Origin of the sequence: Tahibacter aquaticus, from assembly GCF_004363655.1 — a bacterium.
In the GTDB taxonomy this organism is placed as follows: Bacteria; Pseudomonadota; Gammaproteobacteria; order Xanthomonadales; family Rhodanobacteraceae; genus Tahibacter; species Tahibacter aquaticus.
Map to the genome: position 1 here is coordinate 1 of NZ_SNZH01000032.1, position 23,470 is coordinate 23,470.

Below are 23,470 nucleotides of genomic sequence, written 5' to 3' on the forward strand. Positions count from 1 at the left end.
GGCTTTCCCCGCACCCTGCGATTCGAGTGGAACAACGCCGCTGCTTCCGCCTCCTCCACCCTCAACCTCGACGACGTTCGCATTGTGAACAACGGTATTTTCGCCAACGGATTCCAATAGCCGCGAATGCTCGGCTCTGATGGACGGATGGGCTACACGGCAGCGTCAGATCCGCCAACGAAATGGTGCGTAACAGCTCGAAAAGGACACGCCGAGGGATACCTAGGCGCGGTGGTGTCCATTCGACGCACCGGACGTGGGCGTGACTCCCGAGTCTACCCTCCGCTCAAGCGGCCAGGCTCAGTCCTCGCCCGGCTCCATGATCGTGGCCACCGGTTCGCCCCGATCCCCCGGCCCGACGTGCAGGTCCACTTGGGTCCGCTCCGGCACCTCGCCTCCTCGCGGGACCACGCAGAGTTCGAAGGTGATTCGACCCCGCTTACCGAGCCGCGCGGCGGCCCGAGCGACCACCGACGCCATAAACAGGATGTCGCACAACCGCCCGCTCTCATCCTGGATCGCCGGTTCGGTCTCCGGCCATTCGACGACGTCGGCCCACGCCGCGGCGGTGACCGCAACGGGGATTCGGAAACTGGCTTCCCAGGCGCGTTCGGTGACGTCGATCAGCACGCCGTCTCGGAGCGCGTCAGCACGGGTGTAGGAAAAACCAGCCAAACTGGGGCGAGAACAGAGCCCAAGCTATCGCTCAGCGGCAACAGCGATTGCAGCCGATCTAATGGCATAAAGGTAACGGAGCGGCTGAGCTGCGGCCAGAAGCAGTACCGAGATTTTTTCGTAGTTGTTCTCGAACGCAGCAGCCACCCCGAAGTGGATAGCGTTTCGAGAATCACGCACAACTTCGGTCCATTGCTGAGCTTCCCGTAGCATCTTTGCCTTGACGCCACTGTGTTTTACCACGTCGGCGAACAAGTCGCGCTCGTAAAGCAAGCAGGTTGCCGCGACCTTGCTTTGGATCGATGCATAAGCGTCATCGAGCGTTTTTCTCTGCGTCGCTACCGATCCCGCCTGATCTTGCGGCACCGCGCCCATCAGGGCAGCACCCAGTTCAATCCACGCTCCTTCCGACGCTTTTCCTAGCAGCGCAGCCGCAGCACCAAAAAGCTCATGGCGAAAACACGCCACAGCTTCACGCAACGCTTCGGAGACCTCGTCTCCCATCCCGTCAATGCCCAGACGATCCAGGTAAAGATCAGAGTTGGCTAAGGCCAACCTACTGCTATCCGTCAATGAGGGAGCGCGCTCTACCGTTCGAGGAAGTGCAATGTTGTAACGATCAAAGTCAGTCCATTCGCCGTGCTGAGAGCTGTTGCCGGTGTTGAATGTGTAGCTCAACGAAAAGTGACGGTCGGCCTGCACGCTTTCTGCCGGCAACAAGACGTTGGCGTGGATTAGTCCCCAAATGGCCTCGGCTGCGGCTCGGCTCCATGAGTAGTAGCCGATCATGCTCTCGATCAGTGCTTGTTGGCCTGAAGGACCGATGACAACGCGATCGGGCCGCGACAATCCGTGGGACTTCAAGACGGAATCGACGAGCGCGCTCGTCGGCTGCCGACCGGTGGCGGCACCCAGGCAAATCTTTCGGCTGATCGCGACCATCTGTGCGTCAACTGCGTACCGCGATGAACAGCGGCTTGGAACTCGTCAAGGGTCATAGCACCTCCACTGAAAACTTACGAACAGTTGCCCTACCTGAAGGTCGTCGCCAAGCCAACTCCACGATGCCCGGCCACGTCGCGGCGATCAGACTGAACCCGCAACGCCGTTGAAGCGGTTTTTCGCCTAGCTTGAGCTGAGAAACGAGGCGGTTCCGGCTGCCAAGTGCTCACCAACTGCCGTCAGCTCGTGCACCGTACGCGTGGGCCGATCCAGGATCGAGACCTGCACACCCAAACGCTGGCGGCTCCCTCCGATCACCACCATGACAAGCCGACTCAGATCGATCCCTGGGTCGTCGTGCAAAGGTCTCAGAGCTGCGCGGTCTTGCGACGAAAGGCTCGGACGAAGCTCCGGATGCGTGTGCCAGTAGCCCACGAAATGCAGCCCGAGGGCGAACTGCTCGTGGATTTCCCGCTGGCAACGGTCGTGATCGAGTTTCAGCCACGAGCGCGCGGCTCGATCGGTGGGGTGAGGTGGCGTTGCCACCGATACCGGCACGACGCCGTCGCTGGATCCCACGCTGGGTGCGAACAGCAGGCCACCGCTTTCAACACTCCAAGGCCACAGCTGACGGTGCGACGCCATCATCTGCAGCGGTTCACCCGCGAGCACCACCGTCACGGCTCCGCCGAGGCCCTCGAAGCGCAGACCGTTCATGCGGGCACGATCTCGGTCGGAAGGGTGCAGACCTCAACGCACTCCCGCGGCTTTCCTGCCCGAGGGCTCGGGTCTGTCCACGAACCGCCCAGACGGGTCAGCACTAGCTCATCGCCGAACCATGTCACATGTTCGGACTGTGCTCGTAACCCCGTCAGGTATTGAACGGCCTGCTCGACCGCCATCGCTGAGATCTTTTGCAGCCGGTTGAAGGTGCTGGGCTGGTGGTAACCAGCGCACCCCGGCAGAACGAACTTTGCCCGGGTCCATCGGGTCGCCGCTCGTGTGAAGCCGCCGGCGTCGTCGAACAACCAAATGGGACGATCGGACTTATCGGCGGCAAGCAGGGAATGTCCAGCCACCGCATGGGGTTCCGCCCAAGCCAGCTGGATGGCAGGCAAGCTACCGGCGGCGTGTTGGTCCATCAGGTGCTTGTCGGTGGGCCAATCGGCGGTCGTCGAGACAACCAGGTCCGGCGTTGCCTCCGACTGAAGTAGATCGAACGATTGATAGCGCTTGCGCGCACCGTTCACGCGCGCGTGCGGCAACTGGGCGCCGATGTCTTCGGCAAGCGCGGTTGCTTTGGGGCGTTGCAGGTGGCGGGCGGAAAGCACGTGCCGCCCCAGATTCGCAGGAACGAGATCTTCAGGGTCGACGATCGTCAGCTGCCCCACTCCGGCGTGGGCGAGCGCTTGAGCCACCAAGCCGCCGAGCGAGCCAGCACCCACGACTACCACATGCTTGCTCCGCAGCACGGCTGCCTCCTCGTCAAATCCTCGACCGTGAACCCAGGCCGCGTCGGCCCGCTCGACCGACACGGTATCGACACGCCAGCCGACGATGCGGCGTTGCTCCCGCTGTGCGTGCTGGGCCTTGGCCCCGTGTACGTAGTTCAGCGGCTTCAAGTCCCGTAAGGCAATGAGCCTCAAGCCGGCGTAGGTGGTCCGCTCGTCCCCAACGCGAAAGCAGACGAAAACGGGCGAACCGCCGCCCGCGAGCCTCCGCTCCAGCAAGCGTGCGGCGTTCGGGTTTTCTTGCGCCAACAGCTCGCGCAGCTCCGTGATGTTCGCGGGCGCACCGATCGGCGCCTGAGCGAGTTGCACCACCAGAGCGTGCGCCGAATGGATCGACCGCTCGGCAACGCCAAGAGCGCGGTCCCACCGGCTTCGCGCATCGTCGCTGCCTCCGATGAGCACAAACTGGCTCGAACCTCTCTCGGAACAGAACGCCTGCGTTTCCACGGTGCCTGGAGCATCGGACAGCAGATAGCCGTGGCACCGCGCCAGGCGCACTTTTTCCACCGGGGGCTGCCAGTAGTGCTGCCACTCCCGCTCGAAATGTTCTCGAACCGCGGTGGCGTTCGGTTGCGGAAAGAGAAGTCCGAGGATGCGGCCGACTTGTTCCAACACCTGCTGCATGTGGCCGGCGGGATCGTCGCCCTGCGGCGCCTCTCCGGACCGCCACAGGCACAGATCGCCGTCGGGTCCGCAGTGCGGCCATACGTGGTAAGCGCTCGGCCTGACAGCAACGAGGGGCCGGGCAACGGGGAACGAGGCCGGCAGCACGAAGCAGAGTTCACGGCGTTGGCCCGAATGGTCTTCCGCCAAACCCACGCGCCACCCGACCGCTCCCTCCGACGACGTGATTTCCGAAACCTGCGCCCGATTCAACGGCTCGACGGGGAGGCCCGCGAAGCGCTTGCACAGCACTTCGTAGGCGGCCGCCTGAGCCGAAGAGAGAACCGGGCCGGATCTCCCATCAGCCAAGCCGATCGGTTTCCGTGGGCTCTTGCGCGCGGGTGGGGGCTGACGCGGCCAGACCGAGCAAGGTACTGACGGCGCGCTCACCGTCGTGAAGCCTCTTGGCCAGCACGTCGCTGAGTCCCGGCATGGCGTCGCCCGCCTTCGCGGCCGCCGTGAGGTACGCATGGGTGGCAAGACGCGAGTCGATGCCCAACGCCACCCCAACCTCCTGTTCGAACGCTCCACGATCGGCGAACTGTTCCAAACCCAGCGCCAACGTCCACTTTAGGTTGGCGTGCCAGGCGTCAAACACCGCCGCATACTTCGGGTCCACGTTCCACTTTTCCGCAAAGTTTTCGTCCGAGCGACGGGGGTTTTCCAACCGCCATTCCCGCGCCATGGGCGGGGCTTCGTCGAACTCGTGCGGCATCCGATCGACGATGGCCTGGATGGCTTCGAGCATCGTGAACGACCGTTGGTTGGCCCGGGCCGCGGCGGCCACCGTCAAATAGGCCTTGCCCACCAGCGTCGTGATCAAGACCGAGATCGGCTGGTGGTCCGCGCAGTTGGAGCGACGCGCGTAAAGGTCGCGATGCCGCTTGCACAGTTTGATCGCAAGCCGCAGCGGATCCATGGCCACAATTTCCTTGTGGTCGGGCATCGGTTCCACCTCGGCCTTGGCGGCCGCCTCGGCCATTCGGGTGGTTTCAGCCTCCAGCGGAAACGGCACCTTGCTGACCGACATGACCCACTGCGCGAAGTCCTTCGGGTTCGTCGGCTTCATTTCGTTGGAGGGGTAATCCGGTACCACCAGCGGACCGGTTCCGTCCTTGCTGGTGTTGCCGGCCGAGGGCACCGCCGGTGTGACGTCCACATGCGCCGGCAGGTCTTTATCGGCGTAGGACACCGTCACGCAGCGGCGCTTGCGGGTCACGTCGCCTTGCGTTCGCGCACGGGCCTCCAACTCGGCGAGGAGCCGGTCCAGGAGCTCGCGCGGCGTGAGGCTCGTGCCGTCGGATTTGAAAGCCACCGCATCGACATCGGCTTCCGCACCGGGAAGCGGTCGCACGAGCGTGCGGGTTTGCACCGACCCTTGTGGAAAGATGTAGAGATCCTTCAGTTCGGGGTCCGTCGGATCCGTCAACAACTCGGCGATGGCCGCGTAGTGCCCTTCCAGCTTCTCGTAGGAGGATTCGGGCAGGGAGATGGACCGCATGATCCTCAGGAACAACTGCTCCCAGGATCGAGCGCGGGTGCCTCGGAACAGCCCGTATGCAGGCCCGGTCGTGGTGTTCATGCAGTGACCTCCGTTTCGTGATCGATGAAGGGAAGCGTTACCGCCGCAGCGAACGGCGCATCCCGGTTTTGCGCGTCGTAAATCCGGAACGGAAAGCTGACCTTGGGCTTGATGTGCCGACCGAGGGTCACGGCCAGCGACGCCGGCATCGCTGGGAACACGTGTATCGGGGTAGTTTTGGGCAGTACCGTCTCAAGCCGTGCGACAACGTCGCGCCATTTACGCCCAAACTCGTCGATCGCTTTGGGCGAGCGGACCAGATTGGTGGTCGGTTCCGGAATCGTGATCTCGACGATGCTCCAGGGTCCGGGAGGCAGCGCGTTGGTGACTCTTGCCCTCTCGATCTTCCCCGACAGGGAGATCACCACGGCGACGTGGCCGCTCAGCTCGTCCGGCCAAAGCACGTCGTAGTCCGGCGCTGGAGCATCCACGTCGGGGAACCGCCAATCCCCACCGTTGGTAGGGACCGGATCGAACTGGAAAACCGTGAGCGCCACCGCGTGGCCGATAGCCACACCGAGTGCCATCAGCGTCGGCATGTCGGCCAGTGCGAACAGAGCGATCGAGTGCCGGTGGCTGCCCCATGTTCGTTGCAGGGTGGTGATCTCCGCTCGGACCTGAGCGATGGAATGGCTCCAGTACGCGGCGGACTTCGCGGGATGGATGGAAGGATCCAAGGTGAGCCGCACCGGATCTTTGTCGAGCACCAACCCATGCTGGAACATGGCCAGCGGAACGGTTCTCGGATCGATGCCGGCGGGCTGCCCGCCGATCACGCCTTGAAACAACACCGCGTGCGCCAGGGTTCCCCCCGTCAACGTACCCGCTGCGACGATCGCGCGTTCGTGCGTTCTCTTCCACGCCGCCAACAGAGAATCGGGGTAGTCGGCAGCAGCGCCCGGCTTGTCGATCAACGTGTGGTGGGTCGGGCAGAGCAGAATGAGGTTGTCAGGATCCTCGGAAAGCGCCTTGGAACGCGCGGGATCGCCCCGCTCGCCCCCAGGCTGCGCTGCCACGTTGTGAGCGACCTCGCCGAACGACTTCTTGCTGCGGGTCGCGGGATCGACGTAGAGGATGTGCGTGCACCCGGGAAAAGCACATATGCCACCGGAGCGCGCCCAAACCTCGCGGATGACCGGCTCCGGCGTCTTTTTTCGCCCGGCGTTGCGCGCGGCCGACGTCCCTTCCGTTGCTCTAACTGCCCCCATTCTGTGCTCCCTTGCGTGGTTGCCGCCTCGCCAAGCCGAGAAGCAAGCGCAACAGCTACACCGAAAACTTGTGACTCACGTCACACTTTCAAGGGGGCATCGCCGGCTTTTTTCACGCATCCGGTCCGACCGAGCCCAGGGCGCGCGCGCGCCCGACTGCGCATGCTAAGCAGGGACGCAGATGCTGGGCTTCAGAAAAGTCCACGACGTTGCCTAGGAAATTTCCCACGTCGCAGGTTGGCGCTCGACCGGTCGGCCGTACCGCCAAGAGTGGCCGCTCACAACCAGAGGCTTGGTACTCGCGAAGGTGCTCGGCCCCTTGTTCGAGCTGGGGTACGCCCTGAACCACATCCACGATGAGCGAACGATCGCGAGGCTCTTACCGCCCGCAACGCCGAAATCGGAGGCATTCTGTGCTGAAAGGGATGCACGGCGGGCGCACACAGACCGCAGCGACCGAGCGCCGCCGACCGAAAGCTACCGCCCAGTGCCTTCAACACCCGTCGAACGATGGGCCCAACGCGGGCTCGCCCCAAGCAGAGGTCACTGATGAACGTCCGGATCATCCTCGCCGCCCTATTCACCGCAACATCCACGGCGTTCGCCGCCACGCCTGCGATCGTGGACGCGAACGGCGCGACGCTCGGGATTCCCCTGCGCACGGCGACCGACCCCACCCAAGTCACCGTTGTGTCCCCCAAGGGTTTCATCGTCAACTTCGATTCGAGCACGGGCGACCTGGCTGCGAACGTCCAAGATCCTGTCGGAAATCGGATTTTTTCCAACCAGCCGTATTTCGAATCGACCGATTGTACGGGGCAAGGCTACCTGCCGATTGGACCTAATGCGTCGGCCGTCGCTGGCGGAGTCGTGATGGGGGCCGACCCCAGCCTGTGGGGGACGGCGCGCGTCTACATCCCGAAGAATCCGGCGTCGCCCGTACGGACCTTGCGGTCGTCGCGGTACGCAGGCTCGAGGTGCGTGGACCGATCCGCCTTTCCTCTCGTCGGGGCAGCGGTGGTGCCGCTTCCGAACGTCACAGCCACCACCGGCGTGTCCGGGGCGGCTGCATTGCCGATGCGTCTGGAGATCGTTTCAGACTGCGTTTTTGCGAACGGATTTCAATGCCCGTCGTTGTGATCGGCGTCCGCCTGTAGATCGGGCGCGGGCGCTCGAGAGCCGATGTGGCGCCACGCTCGCGCCTGATCCCAGTATCGGCTGCTCGATTTGGAGCCGCGGTGTGTGAACAAGCGGTGCCGAGGCAGGCAACTCGTGTGCAGTCCGCTGTTTTTCAGTAGCCGCGAGCAACGACAGACTCGCGATCCGTATCAACATCGCATGAGACCAGCGGAGGTGATCGATGAACGATTCCAGCAACCCCATTCAAGGCGTCACGGACGAACAAATACGTACCGCGCTTACGCGGCTGCGCGATGCCAAGCCCCTTTTCAGTACCGTCGACGTGATCCGGGCCGTCCTCGATTTCTACCACCGGGACGTCGGTACACCGGGCGGTGCGTCGCCAAACGCGCAGTTCGGCAAACGCCTTATGAAGCACGCGCACGAGTTCGGCATCGTCCGGGTGCCGCCCGATCAAACCGTCAACGACGGCGAAGGCAGCACGACGACCGCGGCGATGTGGCGCTGGGCGCCGTAACCATGACCGACATCGACGAGATTCTGGCGATGCAAACGATCGACGCGTTATCGCCCGACGAGGGGCTGGAGGCGATCGCGTCCGCGATCGATCACGCACGCGACCACGGAGACCTTTCCCTCAACGATAGGGCGTTGACATGGTGCGTGCAGGTTGAAGCACGGCTGAGCTCCGACGAGCAGCGTCTCCAGCTGGACTACTACCAGGCCAACGCCTGGGCGAACCGGCAGAAGGCGCGACAAACCGACCGCGAGGCAGCCTGGGCCTGGGATCAGGAAGAGCTTCAAAAGCAAATCTTCTTCCTCCGTCGAGCGCGCAACGGGCCGGCGTTCGACGAACAGAGTGCGGTTGTGCGGTGCCAGATTCTCACAAACCTGGCGAACCAACTCGACACCGCGGGACGCTTCATTGAGGCGCGGGAGTTGTGGTCGGAAGCACTCGAGGAAGAGCCAGAGTTCTGGATGGCGCGTGGGAATCGAGGTAGAGGGCTGATGAGCTACGCTCATTCGCTCTACGATCCTGGTCATTTCGCCATCTTCGCGCATTCAGCGCACGCCGACCTCATGGAAGCCCTCCGTGACCTCGACGAACACCCTGAGTTCGGTGACCAACGGCTTCGACCCTACTTTGCTGGGGTGGCATCCAACGTCGAAAACGACTGCAACGTGGAAGCCGTAGCGGCGAGCTACCGCCCCGACGAGCCCGCACTCCGGGGAAACAGCGTTGGGCGGGCTTATCGTCTGTGGTGCTTGCAGCAGACCCTGTTTTTGAACCCACTCAACGACCTTGGGGCGTATCCGATCGCGGCCAGGGATGTTCTTACGCTACCCAGCTTTGTCGTTCCTCTTGACGAACCACCCGTGCTTGTTGGGTTCTTCAACCAACTAAAACAGGAGTTCGTATCCGCGCGATGGCTCTTTTTTGACGGCACCCGACCGAAGGCCACGCATCTGTCCGATCGCGACGTTCTCCTCTACAACACCGTTGACTACACGGCGTTGGGCTTGGCCGTCGAAAAGACAAAGATTGCCTTCCGCATGAGTTACTCCCTGCTCGACAAAATCGCCTATTTCTTGAACCACTACCTGAAGCTTGGCATCCCCGAGAAGAAAATCAGCTTCCGAGGAATCTGGCGCGAAAAAGACAACGGGCCCGTTCGGGCCGCGTTTCTGGCCTCAGAGAACTGGCCGTTTCGGGGCCTTTATTGGTTGAGCAAGGATTTGTTCGAGAAAGACTACAAAGACATGACCGAGCCCGAAGCGCGGGAACTTCACGAACTGCGCAACCACTTGGAACACAAGTACGTAAAAGTTCACGTCATGATGATGCGAACACCACCCGTTGCCGGGACTTCAGCCAGCCCTTTTTTCGACAACTTCGCGCACTCGGTTTCGCGGGACGACCTGGAGCGCAGGACGTTGCGCCTTCTCAAACTCGTGCGCTCGGCGTTGATCTACCTTTCGCTCGGCATGCACCGCGAAGAAGGTCGGCGCCGAGAGAATGCAGGCGCGGACCGCGTCGTGGCCCCCATGCCGTTGACAGCGATGAACGACGAGTGGAAGCGGCGGTGGTGACCTTGATCGTTCAGCCTCTCCAGGCCGATCAACCATCACCAAGATGTAGTCGTGCAAAAGAAGCTAGGGGCTTCGCAGAGCGTGGAAGCTCGGGCCGCGGCAGAACTCCCAGAGGCGCCGATCGTCCATCACAAAGACGCGTTCGAACCGATTGAGGTCACGATCGACACCGGGGGCCTGCTGGAACCGGGCCGCAGCTTTGCGCGGATTCAGTCCGGGAACCCGCCAGTTGTCGTACATGACCAACCACGTTTCGTCGTACCGTTCGAAGTCGGGGCTGCGGGCTTTGGTGGCTTTGGCGCCCAAAGCGACGGCCATCGCCTGAGCCCAGTCGTCTGCCGCGGCACCGCCACACCACCCATCGGTCACCGCATCTTCTCCCTTTTCCTCCTGCGCCAGTTGTTCGATGAGTTTGGACTTGCTTGGAATCGGCCCCGATTGCTGCGCGGCGTATGAAGTGAACCTCCGCACCATGCCCTTCGGCCCGCAATCCGTCCATTTTTGCCTCAAGCGGTGACACCACCTCAACGTGCTCGACGCCTATCCGCCTCGTGTGGGTTTCAATCAAGAAATCGGGGCGGTCGCGGTGGACGAGCCTGATCGGAAAATGCCAGTAGTCGTCGGACAAGGTCGCCAGCAGCTGGACGATGCCGTGCACTTCCACCTGATCCTTGGTCCGCTTGTTCCGATCGGGCATGACGAAGTCCATACGCCGCAGCTCACAGCTGAGCTCCCGTTCGTCAGCAACCTTCAGAAGTTCGGTAGACAGACTCGTTCGCATGGATGTCCTTTGAGCCGCGCCGACGACGGGATACTACGCCTCCCACCACCTGACTATCTGGTGGTCGTGAACGGCTCTGCCGCGCTCCACTTCGTCTTCAATTTGCATCAGCGCCTCGAAGTGCAGACCCATCTTCATCAGCTTGACCAGTTGATCTGCACCTCCGCCGATGCGCCAATCAACCGGTGGAGGCGGTTGCTGACGGTAGTGTCGAAAAACCATCTCCAAACATCTCTCGATATGATCAAAACGCGTCCTGATGTGGTCGAGTCGCGGCGCGTGCTGCAGAACCGATTTGTCCAGTGTTTTCTGCAGGTCGTAATGGGCAAGGCGTTTGTTGCGGTAGGTTTCGACGTGGTCCGCGCCTTCCTCATTCGTCATGCGCTCAATCTCTACATCCAAATTCTTTGCCAGCTGCATCTCACCCGACTTCCTGATGCGCTTGAGCAACGACTGAAGCGTCAGCGTGCTCTTTTTCTTGTCGGAGAGTTTCGAAACCGACAGATGAAGTTCGTCGAACAGCACCTCTTGCATCACCAGGAAAAATCCGGCTGCAGCCGCATCCAGCATTTCGTGCCGAAGTGACGACGTGCTGTACAGTTCCGTGTAGTAGCTCAGCTTCAGACGCGTGCGTTCCAGCTCATCGCGCAGGGCTTCGTAGACCTCATGAACTTGAGGAGGCATCTCGACCATTGCGATGGACAGGGCTTTGTCACGTTCCATGATGGCTCTCTCTCCGAACCTCAACGTGGATCCTTGCGCCAACCGCCCCGCGACCTGGCACCTTGGCCGCGGTGGCGTTTCATGAACCCATGATCTCCGAAATGAGCCCAGCTATTTTTGCGGAGTCGATGCCACCGTTGGGGTTATCGCAGCTCACCAGCAAGATCCCGTTGGCGCCCCCACCATTTTCGTGGCTCAAGATGCCGTGCTTCGCATACCAGACGATCTTTTCTTCCCACCGTCGCCGATAGCTCGGCACATGCAGCATGCCGCAGTGTTCCCAGAAAATCGTCGTGCCCGATTCCATGTCGTCGATCGTGAAGTCCGGATACTTCGTGACACCATCGATCGTCAAAGCACGCTCGTAAAAGTAGTCGACCCCGCGCGCGGCCAGCGCGTTCGCGATGATCACTTCCGATTTCGAGCGCACCATCTCACCGCGAGCAGTTCGATGAATGAGACTCTCTTCGAACAATCGACCGTCGATCTGGACGGGCGACGGCACGGCGAACAAGTTGGTCAAGCGTTGCGCGGTGTCGGAACGATCATCGGACGTGTATTTGCGAAGCTCGCTTCTCGGTCCTTGATGAACAACAACTACTCGGTGTTTTTGCCGTGTCAGCGCCGTGTAGAGCAACTCCCTCGAAAGCAGCCGACAAGGATTTGGCAGAACGAGAATCACGGTACCGAACTCACTGCCCTGAGCTTTGTGCACAGTCAGCGCGTACGCTAGTTCGAGAGCCGCGTTGCCTTCCTCGCCGAAGTCGCGGCTGGTGAAGTCATACTTGAACCCCGGTTGCGAAGAGAACTCTACTTCCAGTTTCCAACGCAGATCTGGGCTGTTCTTTCGCCAGAAATACCCGACCACCATCCCGAGTTCACCGTTGGCGATGTACGGATGCTCTTTCGCTGGATGCACCTTACGGTGCCGGTTCCACGCTAATGCTGGGTTCGTGTTGGCCAAATTGATGACTTTATCGCCGTATACGATCGCCTCGCTCCCCATCGGCCGCGGGAACTTCCGTTTCCAACCATCGCCGCCGGATGCCTCGATCTGGCGGTGCCGGAACTGTTTATGGATGAGGCGGTTCAGATCCGGGACGCCGTGTGCTCCTGACCGGACTGGTGAAAGAATCTGCCAGCTTTCTGCTATCTCCGCTGCGCCCATGTCGTTACCGCGACGGGGGTTGAAGAACCGCATATCGTTCCAAGGTTGGCCGCCAAGCGTGGCATCGAAGCCAGCGATGTCATCGGGGCCGGATAACGCGCGCGCACCATCCAGGAGCTTCAACTCTTCGACAAGCACATCAATGATCTTTGCGCGTACCTCGTCCGAGGTATCCCATTGCACGAACCGCACATGTTGACTCTCGCCGATACGAACCACTTGATCAAAGACCTCGTCTTCTCCGGGCGGTATGGGAGAACCACTAAACCACTCGGCCAGTTGAAGGTCTTCGCGCTCCTCACCTGCTTGCCGTCTGCGTATTGTCAGCTCCGCGTAACCGGCACCGACGCGCGGAAACCGATCGGCAACCCCTGCTGGAGCTAACCGTTTGGCTATATCGACAAAAGGACGTCCTGCACCGATCGGCGGAAGCTGACGGGGATCGCCGATGAGAATGATCCGGTGCACACCTTTGAGCGCCTGGATGAGTGCTGCCAGCATCTCCTCCGTAAGCATCGATGCCTCATCAATGATCACGGTACGCGCGCCTGGCTCAGCGGCCTGCGCCGAAAGGCAATAACGCCCGGTCAAACCGTCGTAACGATGGGGTGTCAGAAACTGCGCGATCGTGTAACCCTTAAGCTTGAGGCCTCCGGCGGATTGTTCCATCCGCACGCGAGCTTTGCCCGTTGGTGCGAGGAGCAAGATGCCGCCTTCCTCGATGGCGGCGTGCGAACACAGCACCGAGAGCAGCGTGGTCTTGCCCGTACCCGCGGGCCCTATCAAAACAGACAGTCGTGCCTCGGCCAGCTCCTTGAGTGCTGACGTTTTTTCCGCGCGAGCTTTCTCTTCGAGTTCATCGAGCTGTTCGATGGACCGCGCGGCGAGGTGGGCATCCAGGAAGCTTCGCCAATCTGCGTCGACGGCAAGTCGTTTTCCACCGATCCGCTTCTCGACCGACGATCGAATGGCTGCTCCCATTTCCGCCAGCCGACTCAGCTGCAACGCGCGAGCGCCATCGCCCATCGTGATGTCTGTAACGGCACCCGCAAAGTCGTCCCGGACCACGTTCATCAGATCGGCATCTACATCGCACGAAGGTCGGAGCGTAAGTCCACGAATGCCGAGCACCACGCGCGATTGAGGCAGAAGCGTGGATCCCTTGCTGGCAGCGTCCTCGAGCACCTTGATCGTCAAAGCCCGCACACGCCTGGAGTCCGTACCGGCATCCAACGCCGTCGACTCCGGTAGCGGATGCCGCAATCGAACGACATCGTCTGGAAAAACGCCGCGGTCGGCCGTCCAGATGCTGACGGGATCGACCGTCAAACGCGTCAGCTCGTATAGCAGGTACGGGTTTGCAAGGATTGCCTGGTCGGTTGCGTCGATGCCAGCTTTTTCGCGTTCTTCCTGAACGTAGATCATCGTCGCCTGATCGCGCGTGATGTCGAAGCGACTGACGAGCTTGAGGAGTTCGCGACGTTCATCAGGCAGCCGTGACCATTTGGCGCAGAGCGTCTTGCCTATTCCTGTGGCCAACGGTGGCGGCAATACCTTGGCAGGATCCTCAAACATGCTGTTGACCAACGGCCAAGGATCAGCGTTGTCTCCGACCGTTTGTGTCAGGACGCGCGAGACAAAGGTGCTCGACTCCAGTCCGAACGCCGCAAGTGCGGCGCCAAGTCCGGGACACGGTCCGCGCGCCTTCCACAACTCCTCAAGTCGAGCATCGATCCACTGCAGACATCGCCCCCACGTTCCGGGCAACTCAGTTGTCGCTTTTCGCAGTGAATTGGCGCAAGCGAGCAAGGATGCGATGGCACCATCGTGGCTGACCAGTTGGGAAGCGTGCGAGAACTCGCTGATTCGATCAGCCGGTGCGAACGCGGCGATTTCGGTCGGATCAAAACCAGGATCGGCGGCCGCTCTGGCGATGGCCGCGTGATAAGGCAGGAGAAACCCGTCCTCAAAGTCGGGACGGATCGAGTGCTGGATCATGCGTTCCCACAGCATGGAGCGCAGCTTTCCTTCGAGGTTGTCCGTCGTGTAGATGTATTCCTGCGCATCTCCGACGTGCATAACGCGCCCAACTCCTACAAGAACGCGACCACCGAGGGCGTCCTCCACAAACGGCACCTGCTTGGCGTAAAAGAAGCACAGGGATCGCTCCGGCTTGAGGTGGGCAGCGAAGCAGTCGAGCAACGCAGATTGGTTGAGATGATCCTGGACCCATTGCGTCTTGAAACCAAGGTCCGGTTCGCGCTCCCCCTGTACGTCCAAGGCGTATTCCTCGCCAAGGGTTTCCATAGCGTCACGCAGCATCCACGCGAACGGCACCGCGGCCGCAGAGTATTTTGGGTGCCGAAGCTGCGTTGTCTTGAAATGGCCGTGGCTGGATTCTGGTCCTCGGTTGTAAGGGTGGTTGGCGTCGCGTACGACCTCGAAAGAAGCCATGAAGCCAGCACGCTCAGGGACGCAAGCTGGCCATTTCGTTTGAGGCAACTCATCGAACCGCTGCCCCGCTACAGATTCCTCTGCGGCGTCGTCGCGCGATTCGGCAATACGCTTGAGCTTGAGGCACGATCCGTTCAATCGTGGCGCGACGCACACTCGACCATCCCATCCGGTGTCGTGCCAAGGCACGCGTATGGAGATGTGACGCAACGGCTGGCTCATGAGCAAACCCTGAAAGGCTACTTTGTGGACATCATGACTGCCTTGATCGCAGCGCACCAGTGGCGGCGGGTGGAGCGTACAAATGCACCGCCCCCGACGGTTCGTTTTAAAAGCGTGCAGCGATGGAAATCATGGGATCCGAATACCTCACGACGAATCGAGCCACTCTTGCTGAGGAACCCTGCACCGTTCCATCAGATCCAGAACGGTTTTCTTCCACCACGTGGCGGCCTCCAACGCGAACGCCGCCTGCTCGTCCGACAAAGCGAGATCGCTGGCCGACTTGGGGTGGGTGAGGCTGTTTCGAAGCTTGACGAACTTCTTGAACGACGCGTAGCCAACCCCGCCCAGCTCCGGCTCAAAGACGAGCCCGTGCGCTTTGCCGAAACAGCGCATGGAAAAAAGAATCGCCGGCAACGTGGGCTGGAACGACTCCAGCTTCCTTGCCACACCCCTGTCGTTCAAGTACGCCTTCTGGTCCGGCAGAAGAACACGGTCCTCGGCGGTGAGGAGCGTTGTTCGCTCGCTGGCGATGGCCTCCGCCGCTCTGCGGAACTGCGTGGTAAAGCCTTCGATCTGCACGAAATACGTTCGAAACAGACTGCGCTTGGCAAAATCCGTCGGTGTACTGCGGCCATACGCCAGCGCTTCTTCAACGTCCGCAGCCAAGACGTTGAACACCGAACGGAGTTCCAACAAAGCAACTTGTGTCTTGATGGAACTCATGCGCCCTCCGTGTTCCGAACAACGACGCCGACCGCCTGAAGACACGCCGGCACTCAGCACCTTAAATACCTTTCGGCGGCAACGGCATCACGGCCGTGCCTTTGCGCGGAGCTACCACCAGCTCGCCGGAGGCCAAGTTGAGGCGACGGGTTTCCCAGGCCTTGGGGCTCAGCAGTGCCTCAGCTCCGGCAACACCGATTGCGCCGGGCAAGGACGGGAGGTGCAACCACTCCCCGTCCTGGTCCTCAAACACCACGCCGTAGTGCTTGGTGGGTCCGACCACCGCGCTCGCGGCACCGGCTGCGGCCGTCGCTTCCTGAACGGCTCCGGGTTGAAGAACGACCGGCGGACCGTTGATGGCACCGGTGCCGAACGCGCCGATGTACGTCAACGCATCAGAATCCGGAGCGTTCGGATCGACAACAAGAAACCGGGCCACGTTCTTGAGAACTACGGACTGACGACCGGTGTTCACAACGACGGCGCGCAGCATCGTCCTCGGGAGCTCTCCCGCCTGCGTCGTTGCTACCTCGACGGTAATGGCGCAGTGAAGCCTCACGCGCTGTCCCAACACGGTGTCACGCCACGCGGGAAACGCGATCACAGCTCCCAGCAGCAGGCCAACCCCCGTGAGAATCCAGCCCGCATGATCCTTCAGCCAAGTACCCGTTCCAGCCTCGGTGGGTGCGCGTGCCGCAGCGCGTTTCTTTTTGGGCATCACTTTTCCAACGTTGCGCCCTGCTGGGCGATCGTGCCGCGTGAGCAGCTGGACGCGTGCCGTCCTTGTGCATTCACGGTTTGGGCTCCGGCTCTGACTTGTGCGCGAACCGGTTCCGGTGGGACGCCAAGTATGTCCGCTGTTGTCGGGCAATGGGCTTCCTCAATGAGCGCGGTATGGCCAAAATTTTTCGATCCGAACGCGAAAGCGACGGTGCGACGAGCATGGTGCCGTCGTTGCCGAAGGAGATGAGCGCTTTGTCGAACAGCGCATCGATGGACGCGACCAACAGAAGACCGTTGTTGGGATCCAACCGCTGCCTGTTCGAGGAATCCCTCCAGCTGAGGATGTGGGAAGCCCGAAGGGCATCGACCACCGTGCATCCGGTCACGGCGCACGCTGCTCCCCAGCGCTTCATCACGTCCCGCCGAAACCGACCTTGCCCACAGCGCGCATCGATGAGCTGCTTGCGCGTGGTTTTGTCCACCGTTCGGTCTTTCTTGATCGCATCAAGATCCGCGAGAAGCCCCGCGAGCGAACCGCCGATCGCTTCGCGAATCCGGTACCACGCCGGCTTCCGCAACTTCTTTGGAATGGCGTCCATGATCAGGTACGCCTCGTTGTACTTGAGCGCGGTATACCCCGAGAACATGGTGAAGAACTTGCCGGTCTTGCGGATCTCCATCGGATTCAGCACAACAGGATTGTCCAACCACAGGAAGCAATCGCTGGGGCAGATCCACCGCGGCAGGTAGGGTTCATCGCCCTTCCAGCGCTTGGTGAGCCTGGCCTCGTTGCGGACCGGCAAACGCCCGGCCTGGAGCAGGCGAAGAACGTCGTTGAAATGGCTCTTGATCGGGAGCTTGCGCCGGACCCTTGCCCTCTCCGCATCGCGGTCGGTCAGGTCGGTAGCGCGCGCTGCAACGCCGACCAATTTTTGCTCACGGCCATGCGAGGCATACATGAACACGACGGCGTTGCCTTCTTCGTCGTCAGCGCTCCTACCGGCTGGCTCCGTGTGGAAAGCCCGGTACTGCACCCCGTCCCGCACGAACTCCATGCCGTCAGCGTTGTTCCATTCCTCATGACCGAACCCCCACTTCGCGGGGTAACCGTCCGACGCTCGATGCCCCGCCGGTCCACGGTATCCCTCGGGGTTCCAATGAACGGGCTTCATGATCAGTCGGGTCATGGCGGTTCCTTCGATCGATACACAGCAACGATGAGCCGTGGCCAACGCAGCCCCTTGACGGACGCGGTAGGCTGCCTGTTCGCCGCCGTGCAGCGGGCACCAACGCCGCTACGGCGTCGCCTCCTTGGTCCCAAGCTGAGTAGATTTAACCAGCAAGTGAAAGCGGAGTAAGCACCCCGCACGCACAATGGCAGCACCGATCTTTACAAAAACGAATTCTTTTTACAAAGCTCCTTTTATCCATCCGCTCGCGAATCGATGGCCGGAACTTAGCAGCTGAAGCGGCGAACGTCGGCTCACTTCGAAGCAGAGTTCTGGCCACCGGGCAGCGGCATCGTTCGGATTGTGCCGACCTTCACGCGACGACCACCGGGTGCGTCCGGCGCGTTTCGCAACGCGCATCAGCCGCAACGGGACGTCGGTAGGCCATCTCGCAGCTTGGGTGGCGTCGACATCGACCCCGCACACCGCAGCGATCGACGATTTTTGCCCCCAACTAAGCAAGACACGCTCAGTGGACGGCGCCACGGAGAAACATATGAACCGAGCTGGAAGGTTGTCCCGCTGCCGTACCGTCGCCGCGATCACTCCACGGGCCGCGAGCAACTTTCCGCTGCTCAACTGGACCCTGTGCGGTACAAACCTGACGGTGGTTACGGTAGTGGTCATCGTCGAATCGCTGCAACGCTGCACCAACGATGCCGCCAAGAAGATCGCGGAAGCAATTCAGGCGTTCGACGACGCGGCCACGAAACGCCTGGACGACGCGGTGCGGGTGGGTTTTCCACAAAAGCCCGATGCTGACAGCATCATCGATCGGCGGTACGGTGCGCAGTCGTTGGCCCGGGCGAACGAGGGGCAGGCCGAGAGCGACCTTAGCGATGCCTACGAAGCAGTCGCCGCGCCCGACCCTGCCGGCGGCCGGACGGTCGAACAACGATTGGAAGCCGTACATCACTCGTGGCGACGACCGCGGCGCGCACGCTGTTCGCGTCCGCCCTGTTCCACCACTTCGACCTGCGGCCGGTGGCGGCCGTGCTGGCGCGCGCCGAAGCCAACGGCCAAGCCATCGCGAACGTGGGCCGCTACGAGGCCCAGTCCCATTTTCTCGCGCGCCTCGCCCGACCGGTGGAAACGATCGAGGAGTACGGCATCAGCACGTGGGCGAAGGCGCATCCAGACGGGGTGATCGTCCGCTACCCGGAACGCAGCGACGAAACCGCCGCGCGCAACGCGCTGCTGGTTCAACCGTTTCGGTCGCGTCGGATCGAAGTGTGGAACGCACCGGCGCTCGCGGCGGCTAAGCGCAGCGGCGACGCAGAAAAAGGTAGCTCGGACCAAGGTGAGTAATGGACGGCGGTTCTTCGTCGCGAGCGCTTCGAAATAGCCACTGGCGGTAGCGCGCGCTGATCGAGAATGTCCCCGCCGTCGATCCAACGCGGTACGGAAACATCACCGGCATAGCTGCACTTGGAGTGCGGCTTCGACGGCGCGTTTGGCGCTTGCTGTTGGCCGGGTGCACGGGCTGCCCTTCCTGGCCCGGCATGCGCTCGGCGCTTTATAGGTTCGACCCAGGCGTGTTCGAGCGGCGCTCCGCGTACGCCGCCGAAAGACGGCTGGCGCCGAGCGTCAAGGTCGTGATGACCGTTGCCAGCAACGCGAGCCCCAGGGCACCCAGACCGACGGCCACACCGATGGCCGCGGTCATCCAGATTCCGGCCGCTGTCGTCAGTCCGTGGATTTCCCGTTCGGACGCGAGTTTGAGGATGGCATCGCCGCCGATGAACCCGATGCCGGTCGTCAAGCCTTGGACAACGCGGGAGATGCCGTCCGACGACATGCCGCTTCCTTCGCAGGCGACCACGAACAACGCCGAGCCCAGAGAGATCGGACACCTTGTGCCTTTCGCGCTTACGAAGAAATTACCGCGGAACTTCACATTTGCCGGCCGCCACGTCTCGGAATCACGCCTACAGCAGATGGAGCACGCGCTCGTGCTGGGCGGGTCAGAAACGGCAACGGAATGCTCCCTGTTTCCGCGTCGTTCTGAGTTTCCTGGAAGCACGAGGACGCTTCGAGCCGCACCGCCGCGGAAAAGCGTGGGTCAGGCGGGTCCGAAGCGGTCTGAACTAGCCTTTCGCATGAGCTTGCGAGCATCGTCGGACGGTCGTAAGCTGAAATCGATTCGGTTCAGGCACGCTACCCCAATGATCAGGAAGCCCGGAAAGAAGTCAACGACAGCACTTCGGACGATGGTTCCCCATCGATCGGCTGTATCGGTCGCGGCGCCAAAAAAAGCGCTGCGCTCGGTCATGCCGGTTGCGGACACCTGGTTAACCCCCCAGCAGATTCTGCTGGTTGAGGCTGAGGTGCGACGAGCTCACCCGGAGAAGCTCAAGCTGGCGGGAACGCCGCTGATGAAAAGTCTCGGCCTCTGATGTGGAGGGGACACCGGCGTTGGAACCCGGCAGGCCGTTGCAAAAAGGTGATGTTGCGTGGTGCGAGTTTCCCTACCCGGGATTGAAGAAGAAACTGCATCCTGTCTTGATACTTCAAACTCTCATAGTGGAGAACGAGAAGAAGGGCGGGCACTACTTTGTCGTTGTTTCCGGCGGCACCAGCATTTACGGAGAAAACGGGCGGAGACGGCTCGGTAAAAAGCATGAGCTGCACGTCCAGAGCAGCGACCCCGAGTTTGAAGGAACCAATCTCGACCATCCGACCAAGTTCAGCTTGGCCGAACCGGAAATCGTCATCTTGCCCTACACCGCACCGATCTTCCGCCTTCGCGATCTGCGCGACGGCGGCAGCCCGGTGATCGGCCATCTTGACCTCACGACCCTCTCAATGAGAACGCGCCTGAGGATCGCTTCTGAAGCTGTCGGCGGCCTCGACGAGGTTGTGGATAGAAAAATCGACGCGTACAACGCTAAACGCGGGAAAGATTAGATTGTGCGCATTGGTGGCCAAGGAGGCCCGAGGAGACTTGTTCACGCTCTGCGAACGACATCGGGGGCCACCCCAACAGGGTATTGGACGCCACCCCCGACAACGAGCCACAGCGCTTCCTAAAAGCTTGCCGGGGATGAGCAGGTCGGGCGCCAAACGTCGGAGCGCTTTTCTCCGCCATGGACAACCGAATCCGAAGTCACACCGGCAGCCTGTTATGAGGGCGCACTTGCGCGAAGGGCGCTGCGCTTATACATCAGCGCGAACCCTCGTTCCGTAACCGCTTCGACGTGAAAAGCTGTCTCCCGGACCGCATGTCCTACATACCCGGTATCAGCCTTGCCGCACAGGTCGTGTCATTCACAACGATCGAAAAAACTGCTACCAACGACCGGCCGCGGATTCGTCGGCTCGTAGTTCAATCGCCAGAAGCAACCATCCGCCAAACACGAGTACTCGACTCGCCTGATTCGAGCATCATCGCCTATTTCTCGCGGAGCGGCGAATCGCATCGCCACTTCCGTTGCCATCTCGGCCGTGAGGCACGAATGGCGCGCATTCGATACGCAAGGACCGCGACTGACCAGCGCTTCACGAATCGCGCGTGGACACTTGGCACCCGGCCCGGGTTCCGTTGCGGATGCGATCAGCAGCACAACCGCCCACACATTCATAATTTTCGCTCTTACGAGTAGCGGTTTGCGCGCGACCGGACAACCAAGAAGCTCGCGGTCATCGTGATGGTGCGCCGCTGCGGTCGCGCGAGGTCGCGACCTGCTCCTTTGACTACGCTGCTTCGGACACAAGAACGAAGCATCGACATTCCTTCAATTGATACAGGCTTAGTCCGTCGTGACCAATACGTTACCAAGAAGGCAATTCTTTCTGACCAGATCGCTTATGAGGGAATGTGAACCCTGAAGTTCGTCGAGACCAAATGTGGGCCGAAATGCCACAAGATAACGAGTGTCGGCTTTCCAGCCGTTCCAAACCTTGCCATCCGGCGTACGGATCAGAAAATCGTCCCAGCGCAGCGTTTCCGTCAGGATCTCGCCCTTGCGGACTACGCGGCCATGTTTGGCAGGCATGGCCGGCTCAATATGAGGAGGTTTCTGCTTCGGATTGAAGCGGGTTATCGACAGCTGTGGCACTTCCCGGTTGTCATCGGTAACTGGCTCATCGCCAGGATCAAGCGCGCGAACGTACCAATTTGTCTTCGTGCCGTCGATCGAATGTCTTAACGTTCGTGGCACCGACGACAGGAAGGTCATGCGCATCTCGCTGACTCGACTGTAACGTTCTCCCACTTTTTCATGTACGAGCTCAAAGCGAATCTCGCCTTTGAGTTCCGCCGTACAAGTTTCCGTACTTGCGGCCGATGCTTCTAGCCACACCAGCACCAACAATGCAGAGCAAAGTGTACGCATATGCATCACAAGAGACTCCAAGCCGACGACGGACAGTGAATCAGAGAGGGGCTTTTATCGCAATGTGCAGTGGACGAGCCGCTGAACACGTCCAAAACCGATTTTTCCCGCACCTCCGATTGTCAGGCAAGATGCCAGCGGTCGAATAGCGAGTTTGCGATGACATCGAAGATCGGGCAGAACAGCGTGGCAACAGCGCTGCATAATTCTTGATCTGAAACCTATGGAGTACATGCGGCTATTTTCTGATCGATCTTGTCGAACCACGGCTTTGCCGCAGCCAGTGCCAAAGTCGTGTACTCGTTCGGGTTTGGATGGTTTTTCTCAATCAGCGCGGCGGCTTTGACAACTTCGTCTTCGTACGTGATGTAGAGTTCGTCGCGTTTGGTGCGAAGCGCCGGCGAGGACAAGGCTGCCTCTGGGGTCGGATATTGGCTCATCGGCAATTTGAAATCACGGAAGCCGTCAACAAAGAGACCGACAGAACGCGGATTACGCCCAATCAGCTTGAACATCCGCGCGATATGCAAGTTTTCGTGCGCCATTATCTCCTCTCGTGCTCCGTAGGAAAATTGCAGGGGAATCAGAGCGGGATCAGTTACGTTTCTTATCAACGACTCTACCGAACGGCGCAAGGTGGAAAGATCACTGCACTTGCTGAAGCTATCGATCACCTGCTGTGTCAGCTTGCGCTCCGCCATCCCCCGGTTGTCGCCCGATACCATACCGCGATGATTGATCGCCGTGACATTAAAACCCCATTGGTCATTGCCAGCGCAGTACGGCTCAACCTCAATCTCGATCTTCACACCGCCGCCCACGGGGATATTGTTGTTGTGATTGGATCTGCGGAAGAGCATGGCACATCCGCGAGTGTCACCGGATGTATCGCAAGACGCGGGCCAGGGGATGTCCACTGTCGGCAATTGAGTAACACGCTTGACGGTGGGTTTCAGCGCCTTGCGCGAGTAGCGATCCTTACACACGCCGAAGCGGCAGCGCTTGCACCAATCGTTGTCACACTTGGGGCCTTCCTGCGCGAGGCTAGGCATGCACACGCGGCACTGGCCCTGTTGCACGTAACAATCCGGGCAGGGCGAGCAATCCCCGCCACGGCAGACCATAGGCGGCGGGTTGGTGCCGCAGGTTTCCGGCGGCGGAATCGCGGGTGCGCCGCCCCAGCCGGCCTTGGTGATGCCGGAACCGGGATCGGTGACGATCTGGGTGCCGTCCTCGCTCACGGTGCCGCGGCCCATGGGGATGAACGCGGCAAGGTCGTGGTCCCACTGCACGATCGG

The 23,470-nt window shown here is 61.1% G+C and carries 22 protein-coding genes; 6 read left to right on the plus strand and 16 right to left on the minus strand.

Features of this window, described 5'->3' with window-relative positions:
• Nucleotides 1-300: 300 nt before the first annotated feature.
• From DFR29_RS27980 to DFR29_RS28000, 6 genes are all read right to left on the minus strand, one after another.
• Nucleotides 301-675, minus strand: coding sequence for a DUF6573 family protein (locus DFR29_RS27980; RefSeq protein WP_133821941.1), 375 nt, complete (start codon nt 673-675; stop codon nt 301-303).
• A gap of 24 nt (nt 676-699) precedes the next feature.
• Nucleotides 700-1,617, minus strand: a complete 918-nt coding sequence (locus DFR29_RS27985) for a hypothetical protein (protein WP_133821942.1) — start codon at nt 1,615-1,617, stop codon at nt 700-702.
• A 183-nt stretch (nt 1,618-1,800) separates the two neighbouring features.
• Nucleotides 1,801-2,334 (minus strand): Mov34/MPN/PAD-1 family protein, encoded by a 534-nt coding sequence (locus tag DFR29_RS27990; protein WP_133821943.1) that lies wholly within the window; start codon nt 2,332-2,334, stop codon nt 1,801-1,803.
• Nucleotides 2,331-4,100 carry a ThiF family adenylyltransferase gene (locus tag DFR29_RS27995; protein ID WP_166654404.1) on the minus strand — a complete coding sequence of 590 codons (1,770 nt, stop codon included), beginning with the start codon at nt 4,098-4,100 and terminating at the stop codon, nt 2,331-2,333. Before DFR29_RS27995 ends, DFR29_RS27990 begins: the two co-directional genes overlap by 4 nt.
• Nucleotides 4,093-5,373, minus strand: coding sequence for a nucleotidyltransferase domain-containing protein (locus DFR29_RS29525; RefSeq protein WP_166654405.1), 1,281 nt, complete (start codon nt 5,371-5,373; stop codon nt 4,093-4,095). The genes DFR29_RS27995 and DFR29_RS29525 overlap by 8 nt, the downstream gene beginning before the upstream one ends.
• Nucleotides 5,370-6,581: an SAVED domain-containing protein gene (locus DFR29_RS28000; protein WP_133821945.1), complete on the minus strand. Its 1,212-nt coding sequence runs from the start codon at nt 6,579-6,581 to the stop codon at nt 5,370-5,372. The genes DFR29_RS29525 and DFR29_RS28000 overlap by 4 nt, the downstream gene beginning before the upstream one ends.
• Nucleotides 6,582-7,130: 549 nt before the next feature.
• Here DFR29_RS28000 and DFR29_RS28005 point away from each other — a divergent pair.
• The 3 genes from DFR29_RS28005 to DFR29_RS28015 all read left to right on the plus strand — a co-directional run bounded on the left by DFR29_RS28005 (nt 7,131) and on the right by DFR29_RS28015 (nt 9,812).
• Complete coding sequence (locus tag DFR29_RS28005) at nt 7,131-7,721, plus strand: hypothetical protein (protein ID WP_133821946.1); 591 nt, start codon at nt 7,131-7,133, stop codon at nt 7,719-7,721.
• Between the two features lie 220 nt (nt 7,722-7,941).
• Nucleotides 7,942-8,238 carry a hypothetical protein gene (locus tag DFR29_RS28010; protein WP_133821947.1) on the plus strand — a complete coding sequence of 99 codons (297 nt, stop codon included), beginning with the start codon at nt 7,942-7,944 and terminating at the stop codon, nt 8,236-8,238.
• Nucleotides 8,239-8,240: 2 nt separating this feature from the next.
• The gene (locus DFR29_RS28015; protein ID WP_133821948.1) at nt 8,241-9,812 is read left to right on the plus strand and encodes an LA2681 family HEPN domain-containing protein; all 1,572 of its coding nucleotides are present in this window, start codon (nt 8,241-8,243) and stop codon (nt 9,810-9,812) included.
• 63 nt (nt 9,813-9,875) lie between these two features.
• On the opposite strand, the gene DFR29_RS28020 is transcribed toward DFR29_RS28015, so the two are convergent.
• The 7 genes from DFR29_RS28020 to DFR29_RS28050 form a co-directional block, all read right to left on the minus strand.
• Complete coding sequence (locus tag DFR29_RS28020; RefSeq protein WP_133821949.1) at nt 9,876-10,322, minus strand: hypothetical protein; 447 nt, start codon at nt 10,320-10,322, stop codon at nt 9,876-9,878.
• A 304-nt stretch (nt 10,323-10,626) separates the two neighbouring features.
• Nucleotides 10,627-11,316 (minus strand): AbiU2 domain-containing protein, encoded by a 690-nt coding sequence (locus tag DFR29_RS28025; protein ID WP_133821950.1) that lies wholly within the window; start codon nt 11,314-11,316, stop codon nt 10,627-10,629.
• Nucleotides 11,317-11,395: 79 nt separating this feature from the next.
• Nucleotides 11,396-15,160: an AAA family ATPase gene (locus DFR29_RS28030; protein ID WP_133821951.1), complete on the minus strand. Its 3,765-nt coding sequence runs from the start codon at nt 15,158-15,160 to the stop codon at nt 11,396-11,398.
• Between the two features lie 147 nt (nt 15,161-15,307).
• The gene (locus tag DFR29_RS28035) at nt 15,308-15,886 is read right to left on the minus strand and encodes a hypothetical protein (protein ID WP_133821952.1); all 579 of its coding nucleotides are present in this window, start codon (nt 15,884-15,886) and stop codon (nt 15,308-15,310) included.
• Nucleotides 15,887-15,947: 61 nt separating this feature from the next.
• Complete coding sequence (locus DFR29_RS28040) at nt 15,948-16,604, minus strand: hypothetical protein (protein WP_133821953.1); 657 nt, start codon at nt 16,602-16,604, stop codon at nt 15,948-15,950.
• Between the two features lie 73 nt (nt 16,605-16,677).
• Complete coding sequence (locus tag DFR29_RS28045; protein WP_133821954.1) at nt 16,678-17,796, minus strand: HNH endonuclease; 1,119 nt, start codon at nt 17,794-17,796, stop codon at nt 16,678-16,680.
• A gap of 511 nt (nt 17,797-18,307) precedes the next feature.
• The gene (locus DFR29_RS28050) at nt 18,308-18,751 is read right to left on the minus strand and encodes a hypothetical protein (RefSeq protein WP_133821955.1); all 444 of its coding nucleotides are present in this window, start codon (nt 18,749-18,751) and stop codon (nt 18,308-18,310) included.
• A gap of 5 nt (nt 18,752-18,756) precedes the next feature.
• On the opposite strand from DFR29_RS28050, the gene DFR29_RS28055 reads away from it, so the two are divergent.
• Nucleotides 18,757-19,146, plus strand: a complete 390-nt coding sequence (locus tag DFR29_RS28055) for a hypothetical protein (RefSeq protein ID WP_133821956.1) — start codon at nt 18,757-18,759, stop codon at nt 19,144-19,146.
• Between the two features lie 208 nt (nt 19,147-19,354).
• On the opposite strand, the gene DFR29_RS28060 is transcribed toward DFR29_RS28055, so the two are convergent.
• Nucleotides 19,355-19,861 carry an MgtC/SapB family protein gene (locus DFR29_RS28060; protein ID WP_341829870.1) on the minus strand — a complete coding sequence of 169 codons (507 nt, stop codon included), beginning with the start codon at nt 19,859-19,861 and terminating at the stop codon, nt 19,355-19,357.
• 142 nt (nt 19,862-20,003) lie between these two features.
• Between DFR29_RS28060 and DFR29_RS28065 the strand changes: the two genes are divergently transcribed.
• Nucleotides 20,004-20,234 carry a hypothetical protein gene (locus DFR29_RS28065; RefSeq protein WP_133821957.1) on the plus strand — a complete coding sequence of 77 codons (231 nt, stop codon included), beginning with the start codon at nt 20,004-20,006 and terminating at the stop codon, nt 20,232-20,234.
• 82 nt (nt 20,235-20,316) lie between these two features.
• Nucleotides 20,317-20,745 (plus strand): hypothetical protein, encoded by a 429-nt coding sequence (locus tag DFR29_RS28070; RefSeq protein WP_133821958.1) that lies wholly within the window; start codon nt 20,317-20,319, stop codon nt 20,743-20,745.
• A gap of 842 nt (nt 20,746-21,587) precedes the next feature.
• On the opposite strand, the gene DFR29_RS28075 is transcribed toward DFR29_RS28070, so the two are convergent.
• A complete protein-coding gene (locus DFR29_RS28075; RefSeq protein WP_133821959.1) occupies nt 21,588-22,181 on the minus strand; it encodes a hypothetical protein in 594 nt (197 codons plus the stop codon).
• Between the two features lie 212 nt (nt 22,182-22,393).
• A partial coding sequence (locus DFR29_RS29530; RefSeq protein ID WP_166654406.1) for a hypothetical protein occupies nt 22,394-23,470 on the minus strand: 1,077 nt, incomplete at its 5' end.

Bases quoted from the DNA above. Each gene is read 5' to 3' on its own strand.
- DFR29_RS27985 (WP_133821942.1), bottom strand. From the start codon at position 1,617: ATGGTCGCGATCAGCCGAAAGATTTGCCTGGGTGCCGCCACCGGTCGG.
- DFR29_RS27990 (WP_133821943.1), bottom strand. From the start codon at position 2,334: ATGAACGGTCTGCGCTTCGAGGGCCTCGGCGGAGCCGTGACGGTGGTG.
- DFR29_RS29525 (WP_166654405.1), bottom strand. From the start codon at position 5,373: ATGAACACCACGACCGGGCCTGCATACGGGCTGTTCCGAGGCACCCGC.
- DFR29_RS28000 (WP_133821945.1), bottom strand. From the start codon at position 6,581: ATGGGGGCAGTTAGAGCAACGGAAGGGACGTCGGCCGCGCGCAACGCC.
- DFR29_RS28005 (WP_133821946.1), top strand. From the start codon at position 7,131: ATGAACGTCCGGATCATCCTCGCCGCCCTATTCACCGCAACATCCACG.
- DFR29_RS28010 (WP_133821947.1), top strand. From the start codon at position 7,942: ATGAACGATTCCAGCAACCCCATTCAAGGCGTCACGGACGAACAAATA.
- DFR29_RS28015 (WP_133821948.1), top strand. From the start codon at position 8,241: ATGACCGACATCGACGAGATTCTGGCGATGCAAACGATCGACGCGTTA.
- DFR29_RS28025 (WP_133821950.1), bottom strand. From the start codon at position 11,316: ATGGAACGTGACAAAGCCCTGTCCATCGCAATGGTCGAGATGCCTCCT.
- DFR29_RS28030 (WP_133821951.1), bottom strand. From the start codon at position 15,160: ATGAGCCAGCCGTTGCGTCACATCTCCATACGCGTGCCTTGGCACGAC.
- DFR29_RS28035 (WP_133821952.1), bottom strand. From the start codon at position 15,886: ATGAGTTCCATCAAGACACAAGTTGCTTTGTTGGAACTCCGTTCGGTG.
- DFR29_RS28040 (WP_133821953.1), bottom strand. From the start codon at position 16,604: ATGCCCAAAAAGAAACGCGCTGCGGCACGCGCACCCACCGAGGCTGGA.
- DFR29_RS28045 (WP_133821954.1), bottom strand. From the start codon at position 17,796: ATGACCCGACTGATCATGAAGCCCGTTCATTGGAACCCCGAGGGATAC.
- DFR29_RS28050 (WP_133821955.1), bottom strand. From the start codon at position 18,751: ATGTACGGCTTCCAATCGTTGTTCGACCGTCCGGCCGCCGGCAGGGTC.
- DFR29_RS28065 (WP_133821957.1), top strand. From the start codon at position 20,004: ATGATCAGGAAGCCCGGAAAGAAGTCAACGACAGCACTTCGGACGATG.